Origin of the sequence: Pseudomonas sp. M30-35, from assembly GCF_002163625.1 — a bacterium.
In the GTDB taxonomy this organism is placed as follows: Bacteria; Pseudomonadota; Gammaproteobacteria; order Pseudomonadales; family Pseudomonadaceae; genus Aquipseudomonas.
Genome location: NZ_CP020892.1, coordinates 4,229,136 through 4,255,225 on the forward strand (window position 1 = coordinate 4,229,136; position 26,090 = coordinate 4,255,225).

The 26,090-nt window shown below is 55.2% G+C and carries 24 protein-coding genes and 1 tRNA gene; 5 read left to right on the forward strand and 20 right to left on the reverse strand.

Annotated elements, in window-relative coordinates; translation table 11 throughout:
- The first annotated feature begins 15 nt into the window (after positions 1-15).
- Both B9K09_RS19485 and B9K09_RS19490 read left to right on the forward strand, forming a co-directional pair.
- The gene (locus tag B9K09_RS19485) at positions 16-1,044 is read left to right on the forward strand and encodes an HlyD family secretion protein (RefSeq protein WP_157699375.1); all 1,029 of its coding nucleotides are present in this window, start codon (positions 16-18) and stop codon (positions 1,042-1,044) included.
- Positions 1,031-2,581 carry a DHA2 family efflux MFS transporter permease subunit gene (locus B9K09_RS19490; protein ID WP_256574328.1) on the forward strand — a complete coding sequence of 517 codons (1,551 nt, stop codon included), beginning with the start codon at positions 1,031-1,033 and terminating at the stop codon, positions 2,579-2,581. Before B9K09_RS19485 ends, B9K09_RS19490 begins: the two co-directional genes overlap by 14 nt.
- A 98-nt stretch (positions 2,582-2,679) precedes the next feature.
- Here B9K09_RS19490 and alr read toward each other — a convergent pair whose 3' ends face one another.
- A complete protein-coding gene (alr, locus tag B9K09_RS19495) occupies positions 2,680-3,759 on the reverse strand; it encodes an alanine racemase (protein ID WP_087519188.1) in 1,080 nt (359 codons plus the stop codon).
- Between the two features lie 251 nt (positions 3,760-4,010).
- On the opposite strand from alr, the gene B9K09_RS19500 reads away from it, so the two are divergent.
- Both B9K09_RS19500 and B9K09_RS19505 read left to right on the forward strand, forming a co-directional pair.
- Positions 4,011-4,376 (forward strand): VOC family protein, encoded by a 366-nt coding sequence (locus B9K09_RS19500; protein ID WP_087518361.1) that lies wholly within the window; start codon positions 4,011-4,013, stop codon positions 4,374-4,376.
- A 56-nt stretch (positions 4,377-4,432) separates the two neighbouring features.
- The gene (locus B9K09_RS19505; protein ID WP_087518362.1) at positions 4,433-5,134 is read left to right on the forward strand and encodes a YafY family protein; all 702 of its coding nucleotides are present in this window, start codon (positions 4,433-4,435) and stop codon (positions 5,132-5,134) included.
- A gap of 31 nt (positions 5,135-5,165) precedes the next feature.
- Here the strand turns inward: B9K09_RS19505 and dnaB are convergent, their stop codons facing one another.
- The 7 genes from dnaB to rnr form a co-directional block, all read right to left on the reverse strand.
- Complete coding sequence (gene dnaB, locus B9K09_RS19510; protein ID WP_087518363.1) at positions 5,166-6,560, reverse strand: replicative DNA helicase; 1,395 nt, start codon at positions 6,558-6,560, stop codon at positions 5,166-5,168.
- Between the two features lie 122 nt (positions 6,561-6,682).
- Complete coding sequence (gene rplI / locus B9K09_RS19515) at positions 6,683-7,129, reverse strand: 50S ribosomal protein L9 (RefSeq protein WP_087518364.1); 447 nt, start codon at positions 7,127-7,129, stop codon at positions 6,683-6,685.
- A 21-nt stretch (positions 7,130-7,150) separates the two neighbouring features.
- Positions 7,151-8,044: a DUF2232 domain-containing protein gene (locus B9K09_RS19520; protein WP_087518365.1), complete on the reverse strand. Its 894-nt coding sequence runs from the start codon at positions 8,042-8,044 to the stop codon at positions 7,151-7,153.
- 35 nt (positions 8,045-8,079) lie between these two features.
- Positions 8,080-8,310 (reverse strand): 30S ribosomal protein S18, encoded by a 231-nt coding sequence (gene rpsR, locus B9K09_RS19525; RefSeq protein ID WP_003246847.1) that lies wholly within the window; start codon positions 8,308-8,310, stop codon positions 8,080-8,082.
- 28 nt (positions 8,311-8,338) lie between these two features.
- Positions 8,339-8,767, reverse strand: a complete 429-nt coding sequence (gene rpsF, locus B9K09_RS19530; RefSeq protein WP_087518366.1) for a 30S ribosomal protein S6 — start codon at positions 8,765-8,767, stop codon at positions 8,339-8,341.
- Positions 8,768-9,040: 273 nt separating this feature from the next.
- Entirely contained in the window at positions 9,041-9,790 is a 750-nt protein-coding gene (gene rlmB, locus B9K09_RS19535; protein WP_087518367.1) for a 23S rRNA (guanosine(2251)-2'-O)-methyltransferase RlmB, read from the reverse strand.
- Positions 9,787-12,390, reverse strand: coding sequence for a ribonuclease R (gene rnr, locus B9K09_RS19540; protein WP_087518368.1), 2,604 nt, complete (start codon positions 12,388-12,390; stop codon positions 9,787-9,789). Before rnr ends, rlmB begins: the two co-directional genes overlap by 4 nt.
- 205 nt (positions 12,391-12,595) lie before the next feature.
- On the opposite strand from rnr, the gene B9K09_RS19545 reads away from it, so the two are divergent.
- Positions 12,596-12,682, forward strand: a tRNA-Leu gene (locus B9K09_RS19545).
- Between the two features lie 400 nt (positions 12,683-13,082).
- Here B9K09_RS19545 and B9K09_RS19550 read toward each other — a convergent pair.
- The 12 genes from B9K09_RS19550 to B9K09_RS19605 all read right to left on the reverse strand — a co-directional run bounded on the left by B9K09_RS19550 (position 13,083) and on the right by B9K09_RS19605 (position 26,038).
- Positions 13,083-14,378 carry an adenylosuccinate synthase gene (locus B9K09_RS19550; protein WP_087518369.1) on the reverse strand — a complete coding sequence of 432 codons (1,296 nt, stop codon included), beginning with the start codon at positions 14,376-14,378 and terminating at the stop codon, positions 13,083-13,085.
- A 55-nt stretch (positions 14,379-14,433) separates the two neighbouring features.
- Positions 14,434-15,621, reverse strand: coding sequence for an ATP phosphoribosyltransferase regulatory subunit (locus B9K09_RS19555; protein ID WP_087518370.1), 1,188 nt, complete (start codon positions 15,619-15,621; stop codon positions 14,434-14,436).
- Positions 15,622-15,658: 37 nt separating this feature from the next.
- Positions 15,659-15,844, reverse strand: coding sequence for a DUF2065 domain-containing protein (locus tag B9K09_RS19560; protein ID WP_087518371.1), 186 nt, complete (start codon positions 15,842-15,844; stop codon positions 15,659-15,661).
- Between the two features lie 106 nt (positions 15,845-15,950).
- On the reverse strand, positions 15,951-16,823 hold the full coding sequence (gene hflC, locus B9K09_RS19565) for a protease modulator HflC (RefSeq protein WP_087518372.1): 873 nt from the start codon (positions 16,821-16,823) through the stop codon (positions 15,951-15,953).
- Positions 16,823-17,992 (reverse strand): FtsH protease activity modulator HflK, encoded by a 1,170-nt coding sequence (gene hflK / locus B9K09_RS19570; RefSeq protein WP_087518373.1) that lies wholly within the window; start codon positions 17,990-17,992, stop codon positions 16,823-16,825. Before hflK ends, hflC begins: the two co-directional genes overlap by 1 nt.
- 96 nt (positions 17,993-18,088) lie before the next feature.
- Positions 18,089-19,390: a ribosome rescue GTPase HflX gene (gene hflX, locus B9K09_RS19575; protein WP_087518374.1), complete on the reverse strand. Its 1,302-nt coding sequence runs from the start codon at positions 19,388-19,390 to the stop codon at positions 18,089-18,091.
- A gap of 15 nt (positions 19,391-19,405) precedes the next feature.
- A complete protein-coding gene (hfq, locus tag B9K09_RS19580; protein ID WP_087518375.1) occupies positions 19,406-19,666 on the reverse strand; it encodes an RNA chaperone Hfq in 261 nt (86 codons plus the stop codon).
- A 97-nt stretch (positions 19,667-19,763) separates the two neighbouring features.
- Positions 19,764-20,738, reverse strand: a complete 975-nt coding sequence (gene miaA / locus B9K09_RS19585; RefSeq protein WP_087518376.1) for a tRNA (adenosine(37)-N6)-dimethylallyltransferase MiaA — start codon at positions 20,736-20,738, stop codon at positions 19,764-19,766.
- 39 nt (positions 20,739-20,777) lie between these two features.
- A complete protein-coding gene (gene mutL, locus B9K09_RS19590) occupies positions 20,778-22,649 on the reverse strand; it encodes a DNA mismatch repair endonuclease MutL (RefSeq protein ID WP_087518377.1) in 1,872 nt (623 codons plus the stop codon).
- On the reverse strand, positions 22,646-24,076 hold the full coding sequence (locus B9K09_RS19595; RefSeq protein WP_218192007.1) for an N-acetylmuramoyl-L-alanine amidase: 1,431 nt from the start codon (positions 24,074-24,076) through the stop codon (positions 22,646-22,648). Before B9K09_RS19595 ends, mutL begins: the two co-directional genes overlap by 4 nt.
- 8 nt (positions 24,077-24,084) lie before the next feature.
- Positions 24,085-24,585: a tRNA (adenosine(37)-N6)-threonylcarbamoyltransferase complex ATPase subunit type 1 TsaE gene (gene tsaE, locus B9K09_RS19600; RefSeq protein ID WP_371917420.1), complete on the reverse strand. Its 501-nt coding sequence runs from the start codon at positions 24,583-24,585 to the stop codon at positions 24,085-24,087.
- Positions 24,545-26,038, reverse strand: a complete 1,494-nt coding sequence (locus B9K09_RS19605) for an NAD(P)H-hydrate dehydratase (protein ID WP_087518380.1) — start codon at positions 26,036-26,038, stop codon at positions 24,545-24,547. Before B9K09_RS19605 ends, tsaE begins: the two co-directional genes overlap by 41 nt.
- Between the last annotated feature and the right edge of the window lie 52 nt (positions 26,039-26,090).

Below are 26,090 nucleotides of genomic sequence, written 5' to 3' on the forward strand. Positions count from 1 at the left end.
CCTGACGCCTATCAAATGAATCGCAAGACGCAGACGCGACTTGCCGTATTTGCCAGTTTTTTAGCGCTGGTAGCAGTAGCCTATGCGAGCTACTGGCTGCTTCATTTGCGTTTTATCGAAAGCACAGACAATGCCTACGTACGAGCCGATACCGTAATTATTTCTAGCCAGCTCGCCGGACGCATAGATCAAGTCCGTGTCAATGACAACCAGTGGGTTGAGGCAGGGGAGACCCTTGCACACATTGAAGATGCAGACTTCAAATTCAATGTTGTGCGCAGCGAAACACAGATTGCAAATCTTGGCGTACAGCTAGATGACTTAAGCAATCAGGGTGATCAGCAACTCGCCAGCATTGAAGCGCAACAAGCGGCAATTCGTGCCAGTCAAGCAGAGTTAAAGCGCCATCAGCAAAACCTGGAGCGTATCCGTAAAATGCGCACCAATGGGTTTGCATCTGAGCAAGCCCTCTCCTCCTTATCGGCCAATGTAGCCGTGGCGCAAGCCAGGCTTGATCAAGCCAAATCAGCACTTAAAGGCCAGAAAATAGCCTTAGCGCAGCTCGACAACCGCCGCCAACAACTAAAAACACAAATCACGGGCCGCAAAAACGAACTGCACTTGGCCGAGCTCAACCTATCCCGCACAACGCTCACCGCTCCTGTTGCAGGCAGAGTTGGCAATCGCTCACTTAACCTGGGGGAATATGTGCGCCCTGGTGAAGCATTGCTATCCCTGGTGCCGCAAACCAAGTGGATACAGGCAAACTTTAAAGAAACCCAAATTGACTCAATGCGTAAAGGCTACAAAGCTCAGCTACGCTTCGATGCCCTACCCAACCTGGTTATTGAAGGTGTCATCGATAGTCTGCAACCCGCTACAGGATCTCAATTCAGCCTGCTACCGCCGGACAATGCCACAGGCAACTTCACTAAAGTGATCCAGCGGGTCCCCGTAAAAATCCTGCTTCCAGAAGATTTTACCGAGCTGGAACAAATACGCCCCGGCCTCTCAGTAGAGGTGGCTGTTGATCGACGCCAATAGCACCTCAGCATCCTTGCAAGAACCTAGCTTCCGCGACTGGATAGCCGTGCTCAGCACCATGTTGGGCGCGTTTATGGCGGTTATCGACATCCTGATCACCAACGCCTCACTGAAAGAAATTCAATCCGCTTTAGGTGCAACCATCGCCGAAGGATCATGGATATCAACGGCCTACCTGGTTGCAGAAATCATCATCATTCCCCTCACCGTATGGCTCGGTGATCTATTGGGTAAACGCCGTTTAACAATATGGCTGACAGTTGGTTTTATTGGCTCTTCCCTGCTGTGCTCTCTCGCTTGGTCGCTCAACAGCATGATTGTCTTTCGTGCATTCCAGGGTCTGTGTGGCGGGGCCTTTATTCCACTGGCGTTCAGCATGGTACTTACCCATTTGCCTGCACATCGGCGCCCAACCGGCATGGCTCTGTTTGCCGTAACTGCAACATTTGCCCCCGCAATAGGCCCTACCATTGGCGGCTGGCTGACTGAGACTCTAGGCTGGCAGTACTTGTTCTATATCAACATTCCGCCTGGAATGCTGATGATCACGGGCTTGATGTACGGCCTTAAAAAACAACCCATCAATTGGAAACTTCTGGGTCAAGCAGACTACGCAGGCATATGCACCATGGCGGTTGGTTTAGCAGCGCTGCAGATATTTCTGGAGGAAGGTTATCGCAGCGACTGGTTCAGCTCACGCATGATCGTAGTCCTAGCGATTGTTGCGTTTATCAGCCTCGGCGCATTTATTATTATTCAGCTGTCTCGCGACAACCCGTTACTCAATTTACGCATATTGAAAAACCGTAATTTTTTCCTGAGCTGTATTGCCACCGTTGGCCTGGGCATCGGACTGTACGGTTCAATCTATGCGTTACCGCTGTATATGTCGCAAATTCAGGGCAACAATCCACTGCAGATTGGCCGGTTAATCATGTGGATGGGCCTTCCACAACTGGCGATAATTCCTTGCGTCCCCCTGCTCATGCGCGTTATTGACCCGCGCATACTCTGCGCCATTGGTTTTATGCTGTTTGGCTATGCAAGTTTTCTTAGTGGCTCGCTAAACCCAGATATGGGCGGTGAGCAATTGCTGCATATTCAGCTAATTCGCGCCGTTGGCCAGCCATTAATCCTGATCACCTCATCCCTGATTGCAACCAGCTATATCGAGCCCAAAGATGCTGGCGCAGCATCAGCGTTGTTCAACATCATCCGAAATCTCACTGGCGCCATTTTCATTGCACTGCTGGTGACCATGCTGCAAAACGATACCAGCCGCAATTATGAGTATTTACGTGAGTCATTCAGTAGCCCTAACCCGCAAGCACTCAGCCGCTTGCAATGGCTGACTGACAGGCTGGGTAGCGCTGACCGGGCTCTGGCAATAGTCGTCGAGCAAACCCGCGAGCAGGCCTCTATCCTGGCTTACAACGAAGCATTCCACATCATGGGCGTTGCCCTGGTAATCAGTGTGCTTGCGATGTTTTTTACCCGCAGGCTTCCGACAGGATTGAAAGCCGGCGGAGCGCATTAAACTCAATACGGGCCAGCACCCTTTCAAGCGACCTTACGCTGGCAAGCCCAAATTAGCCGGGGGCGAAACCCACTGTCCATGCCTTAACGCAGCCGCTATTAGTCATTCAGGTAGCGTCGCGGCACCCGCGCCGTGACTTTGGTCAACAGCTCATAACCAATGGTGCCCGCACCCTGAGCCACTTCATCGACGGGCAACTGCTTACCCCACAACTCCACCGAGTCGCCAATAGCAGGTGCGGTTAAATCAGTCAGATCGACCGTCAACATATCCATCGAAACCCGGCCGATCAGGGGTACACGCTGGCCATTGACGACTGCCTCTGTGCCCGGCGGAGCATGCCGAGGATAACCGTCGGCATAACCGCAACTCACGGTACCTATTACCGAGTCTCGCGAGGCTATCCAGCTGGCGCCGTATCCAACCGACTCGCCCTTGGCGACCCGCCGCACGGCAATCAGCTGCGCGGTCAGAGTCATCACCGGCTCAAGCCCAAGTTCGGCGACGCTTAAATCCGCAAAGGGTGTGGCGCCATAGAGCATGATGCCGGGACGCAGCCAATCCATGTGCGCAGCAGGGATAGTCAGAATCGCCGCAGAATTGGCCAGCGAACGTTGATTGAAATCCAGATCAAGCACATCAAGGAAGCACTCAAGCTGACGCTCCGTCAGCTCATGGCCACGCTCATCTGCGCAGGCAAAGTGGCTCATCAGGTTTAGCTCATTGCAGTGGCGACTGTCACGCAAAGCCTGGTGCGCCGCACGCAGCTCAGTGCTATCAAAACCCAGACGATGCATGCCGCTGTCGAGCTTTAGCCATATGTTCAGCGATTGCCCTTCAGGAGCGCCAAGCACGGCAGCCAATTGCTGGTTGTTTTGCACCGCGATGTCCAGCCGCAATTGTTGCGCCAGTTGCACCTCGACGGTTTCAAAACAGCCTTCGAGCAGCAGTATTCGTGCCTGCCCGTGCATGGCGCGTACCTGTGCGGCCTCTTCCAGGCTGGCAACTGCAAACCCGTCGGCAATGTCATGCAACGCCGTAACCACCTCACGCACCCCGTGGCCATAGGCATTGGCCTTGACCACGGCAAATGCCTCACGCCCCGGCGCGCAGCGCTTGGCGACAGCGTAGTTATGGCAAACGGCATTCAAATCGATGGTGGCAACAAGCGGGCGCATGGCAAAGCTCCACAGCAGATGAAAGCCGAGCATCTTAAACCTCAGTCCTCAACCTGCAAGCACTAGGTAATCAGCCCACTTGTACGGATCCACAAGACACTCAATAGTTGGCGAATTAAATTTTATCGCTCAACGCTGACAACTACTGACACTAGGCTGTCAGTAGCACTGCTCTAGAGTCAGCTTCACAGGCTAACACGCACCATCAGAGACTGCCGTTGCCTGCCCCCTGACCTTCAAGGAAAGAGCAAATGAATGCGATCAACTGGTTTGAACTTTTTGTCAGTAACTTCGAGCGCGCCCGAGACTTTTATGAACGCGCACTGGCAATGCCTCTACAAGAAATGGAGAGCGCCGGCGGGCGCATGGCCGTGTTCCCCTATGCACAAGACAGCGGTGTTGGTGGCTGCCTGAGCGAATCTGCCGAGCAGCAAAGCGGTATTGGCGGAACTCGGGTGTACCTGAACGTCGAAGGCAATCTGGATGAAGTGGTGAGCCGAGTCCCCTCGGCCGGCGGAGTGATTATTCATAGCAAGATGTCCATCGCGCCCCATGGCTACATTGCTGTGATAAAAGATAGCGAAGGCAACGAGGTGGGTCTGCACAGCATGACCTGACTGTGCCACGCCAGGCGCGCAGCAGCACGCCTGGCAACCCAAACACCAGAGGAAACATGAGGCGCGCCGACCGTCTGTTTCAAATCGTGCAATTCCTGCGTAGCCGCCGTTTAACCACTGCTCAATGGCTAGCTGAACGCCTGCAGGTATCTGTGCGTACCATCTACCGAGATATCCAAGATCTCTCACTCTCTGGTGTTCCGTTGGAGGGTGAGGCCGGCGTTGGCTACGTGCTGCGCCAACCTATGGACCTTCCCCCCTTGATGTTCGAAAGCGAGGAGATAGAGGCGCTGCTGGTAGGCGCAAGCATGGTCCAGGCCTGGGCGGACCCTCAACTTCAGCGAGCCGCCGAATCAGCACTGGCGAAGATCCACAGCGTACTGCCCAACGAAATGCGTGCCGAATTCAATCGCAACCAGTTATTTGCCCCCAAAACCAACCTGTACCCTGTTCACTGGCTCGGCCAGCTACGCGGGGCTATACGCCAACGCCACAAGTTGCTGATCAGCTACCGAGATGAGCGCGGGGAAACCAGCGAGCGGTGTGTCTGGCCACTGGGGCTGTTCTTCTGGGGGCAAACCTGGACATTGTGCAGTTGGTGTGAACTGCGCAACGATTTTCGCAACTTTCGTATCGATCGAGTGGAGCAGTTGCTAGATCGAGCTGAAACCTTCGAAGCGGTAGAGGGCCAACGCCTGGATGACTACCTCAAACCCTTTCTAGGCGAGCAGGCGACCGCCCCGTTGTACAAGAGCTAATGACTTTCAGTGACAGCCCAAGGCAGGCTAATCAGTCCTCGTCGAACTGATAGCTACCCGGCGCGAGGTTTTCGAAACGCGAGTATTTACCGAGGAACGCCAGACGGGTCGTGCCGATTGGACCGTTACGCTGCTTACCGATGATGATTTCAGCAACGCCTTTGTATTCCGTCTCCGGGTGATAGACCTCATCCCGATACACGAACATGATGATATCGGCGTCCTGCTCGATTGCTCCTGATTCACGCAAGTCAGAGTTGATTGGCCGTTTGTTTGGCCGCTGCTCAAGACCCCGGTTAAGCTGCGACAGGGCAACCACTGGGCAGTTGAACTCCTTCGCCAAAGCTTTAAGCGAGCGCGAAATCTCGGAAATTTCGTTTACCCGGCTTTCACTGCTTGAGCCTGGAATCTGCATCAACTGCAAATAGTCGACCATGATCATGCCGATCTCGCCATGCTCACGCGCCAGACGCCGAGTACGAGCGCGCATTTCAGACGGTGAAATACCGGCGGTATCGTCGATAAACAACTTACGGTCGTTAAGCAGGTTTACTGCGGATGTCAGGCGCGGCCAATCATCATCATCCAAGCGTCCGGCACGCACTTTGGTCTGATCGATACGGCCAAGGGAGGCCAGCATACGCATGACGATGGAATCAGCAGGCATTTCCAACGAATAGACCACAATCGCCTTATCGCTGCGCAACACCGCGTTCTCAACCAGGTTCATGGCGAAGGTGGTCTTACCCATCGACGGACGACCTGCAACGATCACCAGGTCGGCGGGTTGCAAGCCACTGGTTTGCGCATCGAGATCAGTAAAGCCAGTCGACAGACCGGTGATGTCATCGCCACTGTTGAACAGGGTGTCGATTCGGTCGATGGCCTTAACCAGGATATCGTTGATCGCCATCGGCCCACCGGTCTTCGGTCGCGCCTCGGCAATCTGAAAGATCAGACGTTCAGCCTCATCAAGAATTTCTTCGCCAGTGCGGCCTTCCGGAGCGTAGGCACTGTCAGCGATCTCGCTGCTGATACCGATAAGCTGGCGTAAAGTGGCGCGCTCACGAATGATCTGCGCGTACGCCTTGATGTTGGCCACCGACGGCGTGTTTTTGGCCAGTTCACCCAGATAGGCCAAGCCACCGGCGGCAGATAACTGGCCTTCTTTGTCCAGCTGTTCGGACAGGGTCACCACATCAAACGGGTGGTTTCGCTCTGCCAATTTGAAAATGGCGCGGAAGATCAGCCGGTGATCGTGACGATAGAAGTCACCATCCGAGACCTGATCAAGCACGCGTTCCCAGGCATTGTTGTCGAGCATCAAGCCGCCGAGCACCGCTTGTTCCGCCTCAATCGAATGCGGCGGCACTTTTAGGGCCGAAGTTTGCAAGTCGTATTGCTCGGAAATGCTGATGTCGTTCATAAGCTCTGAGAATAATTCTTTAGGTGCATAAAAACAAAAGGCACGACATCGCTTGCGCAATGCCGTGCCTGATTGTCAGCAGCCTCGCACCGAAGTGCAAGATCTACTATGTCGCATACTGCTTAAGCAGCTACAACAACAACCTTAACGGTTGCTTCAACGTCGCTGTGCAGGTGCACGGCTACGTCGTATTCGCCAATTTGACGAATAGTGCCGTTCGGCAGACGAACTTCAGCTTTAGCCACTTCAACGCCAGAGGCGGTCAGGGCATCAGCGATGTCGTGAGTACCGATCGAACCGAACAGTTTGCCCTCATCGCCCGCAGTAGCGGTGATGGTGACTTCCAGTTCAGCCAGCTGAGCAGCGCGAGATTCAGCAGAAGCTTTCTTCTCGGCAGCAATTTTTTCCAGCTCGGCACGACGTGCTTCAAAAGCAGCAACGTTTGCAGCAGTAGCTGCAGTCGCTTTGCCTTTTGGCAGCAGGTAGTTACGGCCGTAACCAGACTTAACGTTCACTTTATCGCCCAGGTTGCCCAGGTTGGCGATTTTTTCCAGCAGGATCAGTTCCATTTGGTAATAACCTCTTAACTTTTAACCTTCACCGTTCGTGGAGTCAGAGCCTTTTTTACGCTCATGACGCCCACGAAAATCAAACAGACTGTCGACAATGGCGATTAGCACCAGTAACGGATAAGTCAGCTGTGTAAACAGCAACAACGTGATGTACAGCCCCACAGTCCAAAACTTGGACATCCGCCCTTGCGCCACCAACCCATGAATCAGGGAGATGCCTGCAAACGCCAGCGGTACGCTACACAACGGTGTCAGCATGGCCATTTGTGGACCAAAGTTCGGTCCTAACAGCATGCCCACCAGCAGCAACATCGCTAACGGCGGCGGCAGTCTCAAGCTGCGAAATTCGCGCCCGAAACCACCCGGGTTATACAACAACGCCTGCCAGTAACGCCCAAGCATCAGGCTCAACAGACTGACAATCTGCAGCAAAGCTGCCAGCAATCCAGTAAAGACCGGTGCAATTAAGTTATTGAGGCGAGCCTGCTCTTCTACCGACATTTGCTGGTAGACCCCATCAAGCACTTGCGGCATGAGCTGTTTCAACTCATCCGCAACTGCATCAATGAACTCACGAGACTGCACACTCAAAACTAATCCATACACCAGGCCCAATGCCACACTGCAAAGCAGTACACGGTTCCACGACATACTGGAGCGCAACAACAACCCCATCCCCAGCGCGCCCAGCAACACCAACAAGGTGCGCGGATCGCCGAAGTACCACCAGCCAATAGCCGGCAGCAATGCCCATGCGAGGATGCCCAGGGCATCACTCAAACCGCGCCGCAGGAGTACAAGACAACCTGCAGCAGCACTCAACCAGAACAGCAGCGGCAATGCCGCCGATCCGACCACTACAAGAGTGGCCTGCACACGGCCGCGCATAATAAATTCAGCTAAGGCGCGCATGCGTTAATCCCTTACTACTTGTCAAACATCCGGTCTTAGCGGCCGTGGCTGTCGGTGTAAGGCAGCAGGGCCAGGAAGCGAGCGCGCTTGATAGCGGTAGCCAGCTGACGCTGATAACGAGCCTTAGTACCGGTGATACGGCTAGGAACGATTTTGCCGGTTTCCGAGATGTAAGCTTTCAGCGTGTTGAGATCTTTGAAATCGATCTCTTTCACGTCTTCAGCGGTGAAACGGCAGAATTTACGACGACGGAAGAAACGTGCCATTTGATAGGCTCCTCAATAGATCCGTGGATTACTCGTCAGCGTTGTCGCTGTCGTTGTTGTCGCTGTCATCGCTGTTCGAGTCGTCAGACTCAGCGTTTTCAGGACGGTCACGACGCTCACGGCGCTCACTGCGGTTTTCTTCGGCCTTGAGCATCTCCGACTGTTCAACGACTGCTTCTTCGCGACGGATGACCATGTTACGGATCACAGCGTCGTTGTAACGGAAGTTGTCTTCCAGCTCAGCCAGGGCTTTGCCAGTGCACTCAACGTTCAGCATCACGTAGTGAGCCTTGTGAACGTTGTTGATAGCGTACGCCAACTGGCGACGGCCCCAATCTTCCAGACGGTGAATCTTGCCGCCGTCTTCTTCGATCAGCTTGGTGTAACGCTCAACCATGCCGCCGACTTGCTCGCTCTGGTCCGGGTGAACCAGAAAGATGATTTCGTAATGACGCATAAATGCTCCTTACGGGTTGTAGCCTGCCGCTTAATGCGGTCAGGCAAGGAGTGAAGATCACTTGTTAGTCTTGCTGAGCGGAGGGCACAAAAGCACCTGCCGTCACGGCAAGGGGCGACATTCTAGAGAAGCGCCCTACTACAAGCAAGGTAAACTGGTGATTATTTGAACAATTACAGCCGAGCGGCCGGACGGCTCAACTGATCACCGAAGATGATCCGGCGACCAGTTGAATCGTAATAGAGCGCGGCCTTTAGCAGCGCCCATGCGGGCTTATTTTTTCACATTACGGCGCTGACGCATCGCTTCAAACAGGCAGACACCAGTGGCTACCGAGACGTTAAGACTGCTAACGCTGCCCGCCATTGGCAGTTTGACCAGATAATCACAATGCTCGCGCGTAAGACGGCGCATGCCGCGACCTTCGGCACCCATGATCAGGATGGTTGGGCCTGTCAGGTCTTGATCGTAGATCTCTTGCTCGGCTTCGCCCGCAGTGCCGACCACCCACAAGCCGCGCTGCTGAAGCTTTTCCAGGCTGCGCGCCAAGTTGGTCACTGCCACCAGCGGAATCACTTCAGCAGCGCCACAAGCGACCTTGCGCACCGTTGCATTGAGCGTGGCTGATTTGTCTTTCGGAATCAGCACCGCTAGCGCGCCCGCCGCATCAGCGGTACGCAAGCACGCGCCGAGATTGTGCGGATCAGTCACGCCATCGAGCACCAGAATCAACGGCGCGCCTTCGGTACGATCGAGCAACTCATCGAGCATGGCCTCGCCCCAAACCTGGCTTGGGCTAACGTCCGCAACAACACCCTGATGCACGCCCTCAACCCAGACATCCATCTCGCGCCGTTCACACTGGCCAACCGGCACGCGCGACTCGCTCGCGAGAGCAATCAAGGTCTGTACCCGAGGGTCACTACGCCCTTCGGCCAGCCATACCTGCTTGACTCGCTTAGGGTGATGACGCAGCAATGCTTCTACGGCATGTAGGCCGTAGATTTTTTCCAACTGACTCATGGCTTAGCCTTACGTTTACGCGGTGCACCGCTGGTCGACCCACCAGACTTCGGCGGGCCTTTACGATGTTTAGACGGCGCAGCCGGCTTACCCTCTTCCTTTGACGCCCCCTTGGATCCAGCAGCTTTTGGCTTCGCCTTGGCGCCAGCCAGCAATGCGCGCTTAACATCACGGCTTTTTTGCACATCAGCATTCGGCGCTGGCTGGCTGGAGGATTTACTTTCACGCTCACCCTTGCCCTTGCCGCCACGCTCAGTTTTGCTGCTGCGCTCACCTTTTGCGGAGCGGTCATTACGCCCACGCGCACTGTCACCACGCTTACGGCCGACCGGAGCATCGGTGGCGCTTTGGGCAATTTCGAAGTCGATTTTGCGCTCGTCGAGATCAACCCGCATAACCTTCACTTCAACGCTGTCACCCAGACGGAAGTTGCGGCCACTGCGCTCACCCGCCAAACGATGATGTACCGGGTCGAAGTGGTAATAGTCTGCTGGCAGCGCGGTGACGTGCACCAAACCTTCAACGTAGATATCACTCAGCTCTACGAACAGACCAAAACCGGTCACCGCAGTAATTACGCCTGGAAAGGTCTCGCCAACGCGGTCTTTCATAAACTCGCACTTGAGCCAATTCACCACATCGCGCGTGGCTTCATCAGCGCGGCGCTCAGACATCGAGCACTGCTCGCCAAGCTCTTCGAGAATCGCCTCGTCATACGGATAAATCCGCGCTTTGGGCATGCTCGTGGCACCGGCACGCTGAACGTGCGGGGTATCGAGCTTGGAGCGAACCACGCTGCGGATCGCCCGGTGAATCAATAGATCCGGGTAGCGACGAATCGGCGAAGTGAAGTGCGCATAGGCGTCGTAATTGAGACCAAAGTGGCCATGATTATCAGCGCTGTACACCGCCTGGCTCAATGAACGCAGCATCACGGTTTGAATCAGGTGGTAATCCGGGCGGTCCTTGATGGTTTCAAGCAACGCCTGATAATCCTTCGGTGAAGGACCATCTTTGGCTTTGCCCCGATGCAGGCTCAAACCCAGCTCACCGAGGAATGCTTTTAGTTTTTCCAGACGCTCAGGCGGCGGACCATCGTGGACACGGTACAGCGCCGGAATTTCATGCTTTTGCATAAATGCGGCTGTGGCAACGTTGGCGGCAAGCATGCATTCTTCGATCAACTTGTGCGCATCGTTACGCTGGGTCGGGCGAATTTCAGCAATCTTGCGCCCAGCACCGAAGATGATGCGGGTTTCCTGAGTCTCGAAATCAATCGCGCCACGCTCGTGACGTGCAGTCAGCAATACGTGATACAGCGAATACAGTTGCTTGAGATGCGGCAGCACCTCTTTGTATTCAGTGCAAAGCGCCTTGCCATCAACAGTCTTCGGCTGCTCCAGCATGGTGCTGACCTTGTTGTAGGTCAGGCGAGCATGGGAGTGAATAACCGCTTCATAAAACTGATAGTCGGTCATCTTGCCGGTTTTCGAGATTGTCATCTCACAAACCATGGCTAAACGATCAACATGCGGATTCAGCGAGCACAGGCCATTGGACAACTCTTCCGGCAGCATCGGGATAACCCGCTCCGGGAAATACACCGAGTTACCGCGTACTTGCGCCTCAGCATCGAGCGCCGAACCGATTTTGACGTAATGCGACACGTCAGCGATGGCTACGTATAGCTTCCAACCGCCTCCGAACAGGCGCCAGTTACCGCCACCTTTCTCGCAATACACCGCGTCATCGAAATCACGCGCATCTTCACCGTCGATGGTGACGAACGGCAGATGACGCAAATCAACCCGCTTTTCTTTATCTTTTTCTTCGACTTCCGGCTTCAGCTTGCTGGCTTCTTTAACCACCGCATCCGGCCATACATGGGGAATGTCGTAGCTGCGCAGGGCAACGTCGATTTCCATGCCCGGCGCCATGTAGTTACCCACAACCTCAACCACATCACCTTGCGGCTGGAAACGCTGGGTTGGCCAATGGGTGATCTTCACCTCAACAAACTGGCCTTGCTTGGCACCCGCATTACGACCTTGAGTGATCAACACTTCTTGCTGAATTTTCGGGTTATCGGGAATCACGAAGCCAATACCGCTTTCTTCGTAATAACGACCGACGATGGATTCATGGCCGCGAGCGATCACTTCGACCACGGCGCCTTCACGGCGACCACGGCGGTCGAGACCGGCAACCCGCGCCAAGGCGCGATCACCATCGAATACCAAACGCATTTGCGCCGGGCTGAGAAACAGGTCATCGCTACCGTCATCCGGGACCAGGAAGCCGAAACCATCGCGGTGACCGCTGATACGGCCCAGTACCAAATCCAACTTATCAACCGGCGCATAGGTTCCGCGACGCGTGTAAATAAGCTGACCGTCGCGCTCCATTGCACGCAGCCGACGACGCAGCGCTTCTATCTGCTCGTCAGTTGTCAGCCCGAACTCTTCCAGCAGTTGCTCACGGTTTGCCGGAGAGCCACGTTCATCGAGATGCTTAAGAATAAGCTCACGACTTGGAATGGGGTTTTCATATTTTTCCGCTTCACGAGCGGCCTCGGGATCGAGGGATTGCCAATCGGCCATTAGAGAGGATTCACCTTTTCTATATAAATTCGGTTTGCCATGCGCCTATTGAAGCGCGAAACAGGTGTCCGGGTCAGCCCGCAACACATAATATTTTTTTTAACGACGGGGGTTTACAAGTAAAAAACCGATCCGTATTATGCGCGCCACAACGACGGCAAACGTTGTTGTAGTTGATCGTAAAAGAGCAATCTTTGCAATCAATGCCCAGGTGGTGAAATTGGTAGACACGCCAGCTTCAGGTGCTGGTGACCTTACGGTCGTGGAAGTTCGAGTCTTCTCCTGGGCACCAAATTCAAAAAACCGAGCCAACGGCTCGGTTTTTTTATGCCTGTTATTTAGCTTAGCAGCTGTTTGACAGCAACCAACAGACAGCCTGCAGAGCCTGAATCCAGAGGCCTCCAGCCCAGTAGCCAGCTCTCAACTGAGCAGTCGACAGTAGCAACGGCCCAGCCAGTAACTACATAGACGCAACGAACGGCAGCACAACAACGAGCCCCTCGCAATCACCGAATAAGACCACAAAACAGTGCGCTCATATCCGCAAGGCCAGGGATTTATTTAGGTTTGGCGAGGTTTGCGCCCAAAGAATCCCCCCCCCCCCCCGCAGCAATAGTCTCGCCGCAAAGCCGCCTGATCCCGGAATGCAAAAAGGGCCGCACCAGGCGACCCTTTTTAACCCCGCGCAGTGTTTACGCGAACGGGTGACGCAACACGATGGTCTCGTTGCGGTCAGGACCGGTCGAGATGATATCGATTGGTGCGCCCACCAACTCTTCAACACGCTTGATGTAATTGCGCGCGTTAGCTGGCAGCTCTTCAAGGGTCTTGGCGCCCAGAGTCGACTCACTCCAACCCGGCACTTCTTCGTACACTGGCTGCAAACCGATGTAGCTATCAGCATCAGTCGGCGCATCGACCAGAACTTCACCGTTCTGGTCCTTGTAACCTACACAGATGTTGATGGTTTCCAGACCGTCGAGCACGTCCAGCTTGGTCAGGCACAGGCCCGAGATACTGTTGATTTCGATAGCGCGACGCAGGATAACCGCGTCAAACCAGCCGCAACGACGAGCACGGCCGGTGGTAGCACCGAACTCATGACCACGCTTGGCGAGGAATGCACCGGTCTCATCGAACAGCTCGGTCGGGAACGGACCCGAACCCACACGCGTGGTGTAAGCCTTGGTGATACCCAGGATGTAATCGAGGTACATCGGACCAAAACCAGAACCGGTAGCGATACCGCCAGCCGTGGTATTGGAACTGGTTACGTACGGGTAGGTACCGTGGTCGATATCCAGCAATGAGCCTTGCGCGCCTTCAAACATGATGTCCTTGGCGTCACGACGCATTTCGTGAAGGATCGCCGTCACATCAGCCATCATCGGCTTCAGCAACTCTGCGTACTCCATGCACTCGTCTAAAGTTTTCTGGAAGTCGATTGCAGGCTCTTTGTAGAAATTCTGCAGTACGAAGTTGTGGTAATCGAGCAGTTCACCGAGCTTGGCGGCAAAGCGCTCACGGTGGAACAAATCACCGATACGCAGACCTCGACGCGCGACCTTATCTTCGTAAGCCGGGCCAATACCGCGACCGGTCGTACCGATCTTGGCGTCACCACGGGCTTTTTCACGAGCCTGATCCAGCGCCACGTGATAAGACAGAATCAGCGGGCAAGAAGGACTGATACGCAGACGCTCGCGCACCGGCACACCTTTATCTTCAAGCTTGATGATTTCACGCATCAGCGCATCCGGGGCAACCACTACGCCGTTGCCGATCAAGCACTGCACGCCGTCGCGCAGAACGCCCGAAGGAATCAGGTGCAGAACGGTTTTCTCGCCGTCGATAACCAGCGTGTGGCCAGCGTTATGACCGCCCTGATAACGAACTACGGCAGCAGCCTGCTCAGTCAGCAGATCGACGATCTTGCCCTTACCCTCATCGCCCCACTGGGTGCCCAGGACTACGACATTCTTACCCATAACACTTGTCCTCATTCGCGCAAGCTAGATGTCGGTGATAACCGACGGAAACATATCAGGACGCCAGGGGCGTCACTTGCCAACGACCATCACGCAACTGCAACTGACGGTCACAGCCAGCCTCATGCGCATCAGCCAAAGATTGCTCTGGCAGAGCCTGTACAACCCGCACACCTTCGCCGCGCAGCTTTTGTACCGCTTGCCACAGGTAAACATCGTGGTGATCAGGCGCCCAAATACCCGCCGGCGCATCCGCCAACTGCATGTTGCCCAAGCTCACCAGCGTTTTTAAATCTGTCGAGAAACCAGTAGCCGGGCGGGCGCGACCGAAGTCTGCGCCGATATCGTCATAACGACCACCCTGAGCAATCGACTGACCGACACCCGGTACGAACGCCGCAAACACGACACCCGTGTGATAGTGATAGCCGCGCAACTCACCAAGATCAAAGTACAACGGCAACTCTGGGTAACGCAGACTCAGTTCATCGGCAATTGCCACCAGATCATCCAGCGCCGCATGCACGTCATCCGGCGCCTCAACCAGGCACGCTTGCGCCAGATCAAGCACCTCACGACCACCGCACAGCTCAGCCAGTGCGCGCAGCATTTTGCTCAGGTCAGCAGGCAATGCTTCGGTCAGCTCGGCAATTTCATCAATAGCCTTACGCTGCAGAGCATCAAACAACTGCTGTTCAACTGCACCAGACAAGCCCGCAGCACGCGCCAGGCCGCGATAGATGCCGACATGACCGAGGTCCATGTGCACATCCGGCACGACAGCCAGCTCAAGCGTATTGACCAGCAGACTGATCACCTCAACATCACTCGCCGGGCTCGCATCGCCATACAACTCGGCGCCCAACTGAATCGGACTGCGCGAGGTGGTGAGCGCACGCGGTTGCGCATGCAACACACTACCGGCATAGCACAGGCGGCTAGGCCCTTCGCGGCGTAGCGTATGCGCATCAATGCGTGCAACCTGCGGCGTAATGTCCGCACGGAAGCCCATTTGCCGACCCGATAAAGGATCGATCACCTTGAACGTCCGCAGATCGAGATCCTGACCCGCGCCCGTTAGCAGCGACTCAAGGTATTCGATATGCGGCGTTACTACGAATTCATAACCCCAGCACTGGAACAGATCCAGCACCTGCCGGCGCGCCACTTCAATGCGCGCAGCCTCTGGAGGCAAAACTTCTTCAATGCCATCTGGCAGCAGCCAGCGGTCTACCGTCGCCATTTCGCCATTCCCCTCTTGATCCGGGCGGCACAAGCCATCAGTGAAGCCAATAAAGAAGTGCTGTGCCCAGCAACATGCTGGCCAGCCCCATAAGACGCAGTCCGCGATCTGACAATTGAATTAGCTGCTCGACCGTACCGCGCCAACGACGCGGATAGAGAAAGGGCAGGATGCCTTCCAGCACCAAGACCAAACAGACTGCAATGCCTAATTCCTGCCACATGATTCCCACAGACGCAAAAAAGCCGGGATTTTCCCGGCTGCCGCATCATACCACGTTTTCTTAAACGGTCACCCCGACAGACGACATGCGTCCGTCGGGGCGAAAGTTATGGCTGCGTAGATTTTTCCAGATAGCGGAAGAACTCGCTACTTGGATCCAGCACCAACACGTCACGCTTGTCCGCGAAACTCTCACGGTAAGCCTTGAGGCTGCGGTAGAAGGAGTAAAACTCCTGATCCTGACCGTATGCCTTGGCGTAGATGGCTGCAGCTTTAGCGTCACCCTCACCGCGCAGCTCTTCAGCTTGACGGTAGGCTTCTGCTAACAATACACGGCGCTGACGATCGGCATCCGCACGGATACCTTCTGCCAACTCTTTACCCTTGGCGCGATGCTCGCGAGCTTCACGCTCACGTTCCGAGCTCATACGGTCGAACACGCTGCGGTTTACTTCTTTAGGCAAGTCAATGCCCTTAACCCGCACGTCAACAACCTCGATACCCAGCTCGCTCTGTGCCGCTTTGTTTAGCGATGCAGTCACGTCAGCCATCAACGCATCTCGCTCACCCGACACAGACTCGTGCAGAGTACGCTTACCAAATTGGTCACGCAGGGACGCTTCAAGACGACGCGACAGACGTTCGTCAGCCGTTTGCTTGATACCGGAAGTCGCGGTGTAGTACCGCTCAGCATCACGCACACGCCACTTGGCATAAGCATCAACCATCAATGCTTTCTTTTCCAAGGTGAGGAAACGCGAGCTGCTTGCATCCAATGTCATCAAGCGACCATCAAACAGGCGCACCTGGTTAACGTATGGAATCTTCACGTGCAGACCAGGCTTCACGTCTGGATTGACGATACGACCGAACTGCAGCAACACCGCACGCTCAGTTTGAGCGACGATATAGAAGCTGTTCCAAGCGATGATCGCCAGAACCACTGCAACGATCAGGGCAACCAGTGATTTACTACTCATCAGCGGCTCTCCCTTGAACGTAGATCGACCGGTTGTGGCGTACGCACCGCCCTTGTATCGGCATCACTTGCCGAAGCACTGCCGGAAATTGCACTTGAGCCACTGCCTTTACGGCCATCAATCATTTTATCCAGCGGCAGGTAAAGCAGGTTGTTCTGCCCCTTGTCGCCAGTGACCAAGACCTTACTGGTGTTGCTCATCAACTCTTGCATGGTGTCGAGATACAAACGCTCGCGGGTAATATCCGGCGCCTTGCGGTACTCACCAACCAGTGCAGTGAAACGATCAGCCTCACCCTCGGCGCGAGAAACCACTTCGTCGCGGTAACCCATCGCATCTTCGACCAGGCGCTGGGCCTGACCACGAGCCTCTGGAACCACACCATTGGCATAGGTTTCAGCTTGGTTCTTCTCACGCTGCTCGTCTTCACGAGCACGAATCACGTCATCGAACGCTTCTTGAACTTCACGCGGCGCCGCAGCACTTTGCAAGTTCACCTGAGTCACCACGATGCCCGTCTTGTAGTTGTCCATGAAACGCTGCAAGCGCTCCGTGACCTCACTGGCCAACAGTTCACGACCTTCAGTCAGAACCTGATCCATTTCGGTCGAGCCAACCACATGACGTATCGCGCTATCAGTCGCTTGCTGCAAACTGGTTTCAGGCGAATCTACGTTAAGTACAAAATCCTGCAAATTGCTGATCTTGTACTGCACGGTCAGTGGTACTTCGATGATGTTTTCATCTTCGGTCAACATCTGCCCTTGCTTGCTGTATGCACGCTCACGGGTGACGTTTTCCTGAAACTTACGATCAATCGGCGGGAAGTAGATGTTCAGGCCCGGCCCGACAGTCTCGTAATATTTACCGAAACGCAGAACAACAGCCTGCTCCTGCTCATCGACGACATAGATCGCGCTGTAAAGCCAAAAAGACACGACCACCAGAAAGCCAACCAAGAGCATGCCGTAGCCACCCTTGTTGCTGCCACTGCCAGTGTCGCCACTGCCACGTTTCTTACCGCCACCGAACAACCCGTTAAGGCTTTCCTGTAGCTTGCGGAAGGCCTCGTCGAGATCCGGAGGTCCTTTGCGGTCGCCACCGTTATTACGGCGCCCACCCCACGGATCCTGATTATTCGAGTTGCCACCCGGCTCATTCCAAGCCATAGCGCTCTCCATCTGATAAAGCAAAGACGCACCCACGGCGCGCCAGCCAATGCTACCGAATGCCCAGCCTCAACGGCACAACCGCTGACACAGGCTTTATTGCAAAGTGTGTTGCTCAATAAACTCTAAGGGCTGCAGACCGGCGCGACTCACCAATCGGTTCAGCTCCACACGCGGCAAACGAACTGCCAACAAACTACTGCCATCTTCGCTGTGACCCTCGCTCTGCACGGCGCCTAACTCAAAAAACTGAGCACGCAACCGACCCAGCTTTTGCGGCAACTGTAATGTGCCGACAAACAGATCATCACTCAAGAGTTCCGCAATTGCCTGCTTAAGTAAAGGTAGACCACGTCCATCGCGTGCCGACAACCATACACGTTGTGGCTTGCCATCGGCATTACGTTGAATCTGTGGCTCAACCCCTTCGAGCAGGTCAAGCTTGTTGTAGACCTCAAGAATCGGCAGTTCATGCGCGCCAATTTCAGTCAACACCGCCATCACCTGTTCCATCTGCGCCATACGCTCTGGCTCATGCGAATCAATCACATGGAGCAACAAGTCGGAGTTACTCGACTCTTCAAGGGTCGCACGAAACGCCTCAACCAATTTGTGCGGCAAGTGGCGAATGAAGCCCACCGTATCAGCCAGCACAATGGGCCCAAAGTCATTTAATTCTAGACGACGCAGAGTTGGGTCAAGCGTTGCGAACAATTGATCAGCTGCGAAGACTTCAGAGTCGGTCAGCGCATTGAACAATGTCGACTTACCGGCGTTGGTATAACCAACCAAGGAAACCGAAGGGATGTCTGCCCGCTGACGACCACGGCGAGCCTGCTCACGCTGGCTACGGACCTTGTCGAGCTTCTGTTTAATTTGACGAATACGAACCCGCAATAAGCGGCGGTCGGTTTCGAGCTGCGTCTCACCCGGACCCCGTAAGCCGATACCACCTTTTTGTCGCTCAAGGTGGGTCCAACCACGGACCAGGCGGGTACTCAAGTGATCAAGCTGGGCAAGTTCGACCTGCAACTTACCCTCGTGAGTACGCGCACGCTGGGCAAAGATGTCGAGAATCAAACCTGTACGGTCCAATACGCGACACTCAAAGGCACGCTCAAGATTACGTTCCTGACTGGGTGTCAGAACGTGATTAAAGATAACCAAGTCGGCTTCAACAACCTTAACTTGGTCACGTAACTCTTCAACCTTACCGCTACCGATGAGGTATTTCGCAGTCAGCCGATTACTCGGCACACTGAGAAAGGCCACCGTGTCAGCACCCGCTGAAATAGCGAGTTCCTGAAACTCTTGCGGATCTTCACTCGCCTCGGAGTTCTGGCCATCCAAATGAACCAGGATGGCCCGTTCACCACCTTCATGGCGTTCGAAGAACAATACAGCCCCCTAAAATCAGGTGTTACCTGGCTCGGCTTCTGCCTGCTCCGTTTCGCTAGCGGTTGGCAGACGAACCGGGCGGCTCGGCACTACGGTGGAAATTGCGTGCTTATAGACCATCTGGCTGACAGTATTCTTCAGCAAAATTACAAACTGGTCGAAAGATTCGATTTGCCCCTGCAGCTTAATCCCGTTTACCAAGTATATAGATACCGGTACGCGTTCCTTACGCAGGGTATTTAAGTAAGGGTCTTGTAGCGAATGCCCTTTTGACATGTGCCGCACTCCTTTAAGGATCAATTTCAATAATTTAAGAATCAACAAACAACTCAGCGCCGCCCTCCCTCAAGGATAGACGGCTAACGGCATGGTCTCATTTCAATATGGAGGCCGATGCAAAGTATTTCAAGGCACGTGACGCATTGTCGCAAGCTAAGCTATCCAGCCAGTGCACATCAGGCCAACTGCGCAGCCATGTAAACTGCCGTTTGGCCAACTGGCGAGTCGCAATAATCCCCAATTCCTGCATCTTCGAACGACTTACACCGCCGTCGAGGTATTCCCACACTTGGCGGTAACCTACTGCTCGTATAGACGGTAAACCTGGATGCAAGTCACTTCTTTGACGCAGAAGTTCGACCTCTTCGATGAAGCCTTGTTCAAGCATTATCTGAAAACGTTGTGAAATTCGTTCGTGGAGCACGCTTCGATCAGCCGGAGCAATGGCCACACAAGCAACATTATAGGGTAAATGCCCAGCAGTCGCCGGGTTAACGTCAACATTTTGTTGCGCCTGACGCTGACGATGTTCAGTCATGCTCAACCCACTGACTTTATAGACCTCAAGAGCCCGAGTTAAGCGCTGAGGATCGTTAGGATGTATACGCGCGGCAGACTCCGGGTCAACTGCAGCCAATTCCTGATGCAACACAGCCCAACCTTCGGCTAGGGCCCGCGCTTCGATCTCTGCACGTACCTGAGCATCAGCACCCGGCATATCAGCCAGGCCTTCCTGCAATGCCTTGTAGTAGAGCATGGTGCCGCCAACCAGCAATGGAATCCGGCCTCTGGCGGTTATTTCAGCCATTTCAGCCAATGCATCAGTGCGAAACTCCGCCGCCGAATAGCTTTGCGCCGGGTCGCGAATATCAATCAGGCGGTGCGGGTACTCAGCCAGCGTGGCTTTGTCAGGCTTGGCCGTGCCGATATCCATGCCGGTGTAGATCAACGCCGAGTCGACACTTATCAGATCGCAAGGCAGCGCCCGCGCCAGCTCCAGGGCCAAATCGGTCTTACCGGCAGCCGTAGGCCCCATCAGGAATATTGCTGGCGGCAGACGCTCAGACATTGGTTACATCTCTTGATAACAGCGAGGCTGCGCGAACAATCAACGTCCGCGCAGGAATAATTTGTCCAGATCGTCCATACCAAGCTGCGTCCATGTCGGACGACCATGGTTGCATTGACCACTACGCTCGGTGTGTTCCATATCACGCAGCAACGCATTCATCTCAGGCAGCGTCAGGCGTCGATTAGCCCGCACCGAGCCATGACAAGCCATGGTGCCGAGCAATTCGTTGATATGCGCCTGAACGCGATCACTGGTGCCGTATTCGAGCAGATCAGTGAGCACATCCTGCACCAGTCGTGTGGCCTCGGCCTGTTTGAGCAGTGCCGGAATTTGACGGATAGCCAAGGTTTCCGGCCCTAAGCGCTGCAATTCAAAGCCAAGCGTCTGAAACAGCGCCGCATGCTCTTCAGCGCTATCCGCTTCACGCTGACTCACTGCAATCGACTCAGGCACCAACAGTGGCTGACCGCGCAAACCTTCGCTGGCCATCGCCACTTTGAGACGCTCATAAGTAATCCGCTCGTGCGCAGCGTGCATATCAACCAGAACCATGCCCTGCACGTTTTCAGCAAGAATATAGACACCTTTGAGCTGCGCGATCGCATAGCCCAGCGGCGGCACATCACCTTGCTCTTGCGGCAAGCCAACAGGCGCTGGAGCTGGCGACATCGGCGTAAAATACTCGCGGTATGCGCCTTGGGCTTCAGCGGCAGGCAAAGCGCCACGCCCGCCTTGAAAACCTGCACCTGGCGAGCGCCAAACCGATTCAGCTTGTGGGCGTTCAAGCACATTGGCCGCCAGCCCCATCTCGCCTTGCGGACCAAACTCACCAGCAGCCTGGCCCGTCGGACGCACCATGGTATTAACCGATGCAGGCGCTGCTAGCTGATCTTCTGGGCGTACATCACCGAGCGCGCGATGCAAGGTGCCATAAAGAAAGTCATGGACCATGCGCCCATCACGGAAACGCACTTCGTGTTTAGTGGGGTGCACGTTGACATCAACCACGCCCGGATCGATTTCAAGAAACAGGACAAAGGTCGGATGGCGCCCATTGAACAGCACATCGCGATAAGCCTGGCGCACAGCATGAGCGACTAATTTGTCGCGAACCATGCGCCCATTGACATAGAAGTACTGCAGATCAGCTTGGCTGCGCGAAAAGGTCGGCAAGCCAACCCAACCCCATAACCGCAGGCCGTTGCGCTCGATCTCAATTGGCAAGGCTTGCTCAAGAAAGCCGTTACTGCACACTGACGAAACACGCCGAGCCCGACTGGCATCGTCATGCGCCTCGTGCAGCGAAAGAATGGTCTTGCCGTTGTGGCGCAGTTGAAAGCCAACATCAAACCGCGCCAACGCCAAACGCTTGATCACTTCTTGCAGATGATCAAATTCGGTCTTCTCAGCACGCAAAAACTTACGCCGCGCGGGCGTATTGAAAAATAAATCGCGGACTTCGACCGAGGTTCCAACTGGGTGCGCAGCAGGCTGTACCCGAGGCTGCATATCGCGACCCTCGGTTTCGACTTGCCACCCTTGATCGGCGTCGGCGGTGCGTGACGTCAAGGTCAGCCGCGAAACCGAACTGATCGATGCCAATGCCTCACCGCGAAAGCCGAGACTCAGCACTTGCTCAAGATCTTCAAGCTCACGAATTTTGCTGGTGGCGTGACGAGCGAGCGCTAAAGGCAGGTCGTCAGCGGAGATGCCACCGCCATCATCGCGTACCCGCAACAGCTTGACGCCGCCTTGTTCAACATCCACTTCAATGCGCTTGGCACCGGAATCCAAGCTGTTCTCTAGTAATTCCTTGATGACCGAGGCGGGCCGCTCTACGACCTCGCCAGCGGCAATCTGGTTAGCCAGCCGCGGGCTAAGCAGCTGGATTCTTGCAGCATCAGTCATGGTTGTGCAGCCAATGAGGTAGCGGGAATGTTCAGAACCTGGCCAATTTTCACCACGTTTGAAGTCATTGCGTTGGCACGTTTGATCGATGCCATGCTGACCTGATAGCGCGCGGCGATCAGCGCCAGACTATCCCCGGAGCTCACTCGATGCTCACGCGGCCCTTGGGCGATCTTGCCGGAGTCACGCATCCACGCGATATAGGTGCCAGGCGGAGGATTCTGCTCAAAAAACTGCTTTACCCCGGTCATGATCGAGCGCGCCAGTGTCCGCTGGTGACTCGAGGTTACCAGCTTGTTTGACTCATTCAGATTTGAAATAAAGCCCGTTTCTACCAGGATCGACGGAATATCTGGCGACTTCAGCACCATGAAGCCAGCTTGTTCAACCCGGCGCTTGTGCAGCGGCGTCACTTGACCAATGTTGCCCAGCACCTTCTGACCGACATTCAGGCTCGAAGACAACGATGCGGTCATCGACAGATCGAGCAACACCCCCGCCAACATTCGATCTTTATCGTCGAGGCTGACGTTACCCGCACCACCGATCAAGTCAGACTGGTTTTCCGAGTCTGCCAGCCAGCGTGCGGTTTCAGAGGTTGCGCCGCGATCAGACAAGGCATACACCGATGCACCGAACGCTGCACGCGAGGGCGCGGCGTCTGCGTGAATCGAAACGAACAGATCCGCACCCTTCTTGCGGGCGATCTCGGTACGTTTACGCAATGGAATAAAGTAGTCGCCGGTACGTACCAGCTCGCCACGATAGCCTTTCTCGGCATTGACTTGGCGCTGTAACTCTTTGGCGATGGCCAAGGTGACGTTCTTCTCCACGCGCCCTTTCACCGGCGACAGCGCCCCTGGGTCTTCGCCGCCGTGTCCGGCATCAATCGCGATAACGATTTCGCGCTTACCATTGGGCACCGGGGTCAACTTCGGCCGGGTCTGGGTCGGAGTAACCAGCACCGGCGCTGAAGGGGTTACCGTGGTTGGCGGTAAATTAGGCGTGCTATCAGCGCCTTTATCGTACAAATCAACGACTAAACGATCGCCGTATTGTTGATTAGGGGCCAAGGTGAAACTTTTAGGTGTGACCATGTCTTTAAGGTCAATCACCACGCGCAAATCATCTGCAGTGCGCTGCGCCGAACGCACGCCTGTAATGGGGGTGTTGCTCAAAGCAAGCTTATCAAGCGAGGTCGCCAGCTTAGCGCCACTGATGTCGATCACGATGCGGTTAGGTGCAGCCAACGTAAATACGCTGTGCTTCACCGGGCCTGATAAATCAAAGACCAAACGGGTATTGTCCGGTGCTCGCCACAAGCGAACGCCGCGTACATCCGAGGCAGCAAATACCTCTGACGCAAAAGCCGCCAGTACGACCCCTACCAAAACTAAACGCGCGCTTATGCGCATACCCGACCCCATTATTTTATTCATCTCCCAATGGCCAAATTGGCACACCAGGCAGTACCGCGCGAGCTATGCGCTTGAAAACGCAGCAACCGCCCTGCTCCCTGCACGCTAATGGTAATGTCCATGTCCGCCTTTGGCAAAACGCCTGTACCGCGCTCCGGCCACTCAACCAAGCACAATGCATCGCCATCGAAGTAATCGCGAATACCTAAAAACTCTAGCTCTTCCGGGTCGACCAGGCGATACAGGTCGAAGTGATAAACCCGAATATTGTCTAACTCATACGGCTCAACCAAGGTGAAGGTGGGACTTTTAACCGCACCCACATGGCCAAAACCACGGATTATCCCGCGCGAAAACGTGGTTTTACCGGCCCCGAGATCACCGTGCAAATAGATTATCCCAGCACCAGCCGTAATACCGGCAATGCGCCCACCCAGCTCGACCATGGCCTGCTCATCCGCTGCGTATAGCTCTAAATCAGACAACAGACTGCTCCTGTAATAACTGACGAATGGCATCACACAAATCACTGGCCGCCAATCCCACCCCTTTGACGGCTAAACGCTCACCGGCGCATGCATGCAACCAAACCGCCAAACTTGCCGCCGCAAAGGGTACCAAGCCTTGCGCCAGCAGCGCACCGATGAGTCCGGCCAATACATCACCTAGCCCCGCACCCGCCATCACCGGATGGCCACGATCACATAGGTGCAATTGTCCGTCAGGATCAGCAATCAGACTACCCGCACCTTTCAACACACAAACCGTACCAAACCGCTTGGCCAGCTCCAGCGCTGCTGCGGGTCGATCAGCCTGCACCTGAGCAGTACTCAAGCCGAGCAAGCGTGCAGCTTCGCCCGGGTGCGGGGTAATTACACAGTTTGCTGGCAGTGAGACACAACCAGTGGCCAACAGGTTCAGCGCATCAGCATCCCAAACCTGCGGCGCCTGGTTAATCGCGGCAGCGGATAACAGGCTGCGCCCCCATGCGCCCTGCCCCAAACCCGGACCTACCACCCAAACCGACGCGGCCTCACCCAGCGCCAGCAGTTGGTTGGCTGAGGCCACAGCAGCAGCCATCACTTCTGGAATCCGTACATGCGCAGCACTCACATGCGCGCTGCGGGTTGCCAGGGAAACCATGCCCGCGCCGCCACGCAGCGCACTTTGCGCGGCCAGCAATGCGGCGCCCGCAAAACCCAGCTCCCCCCCCACCACCAGCACATGGCCCAACTGGCCTTTGTGCACAGTCGGCTGACGCGCAGCCAACTGCGGCAAACTCCCCTTAGCCAGCCGGTGCGCTGTGGCAGCCTGAGCCGCAACGACCGCTGGATCCGCCTGTAAGTCAGTGAATTGCAGGCACCCAACATATTCAGCGGCTTGCCCAGTAAACAAACCTATCTTCAAACCAATCACGCTAACGGTGATATCGGCACGCACGGCGCAGCCAAGGACTTGACCGGTATCGGCGCTCAGACCAGAAGGAATATCCACAGCCAACACCGGCAAGCCACTGGCGTTAAGCCGCTCAATGACGGCGCAATAAGGCGCTCGCACTTGACCTTTCAAGCCTGTGCCGAGCATTGCATCGACCACCACGCCATCGAGAAGTGCCCGCTCAGACCATGGCTCAATCAGCACCCCAGCCGCCTGCGCTTGCTTGAATGCCAGCAGCGCATCACCTGCAAGCGCACTCGGCTCGCCAACTGCAAGCACTTTGACCTGCCAACCCGCGCGCAATGCCAGCTCGGCAATCAAGTAGCCGTCGCCAGCATTGTTGCCTTTTCCGGCCAGTACGGTCAGTTCACTGGCATTGCCCCAACGCTGGCGCAATGCGCGCCAAATAGCATGCGCAGCAAGGCTCATCAGCTCAAAACCGGAGGTGCCTGCGGCGATCAAACTGGCGTCAAGCTGCCTCACCTGAGCACTGCTATAAAGGGCTAGAGGAAAATTGTCTGCAGAATCCGGCATGCGAGTACTCCGTTGTCTGGCAGAATTATACGCATCTCATCTATTGGTTTGC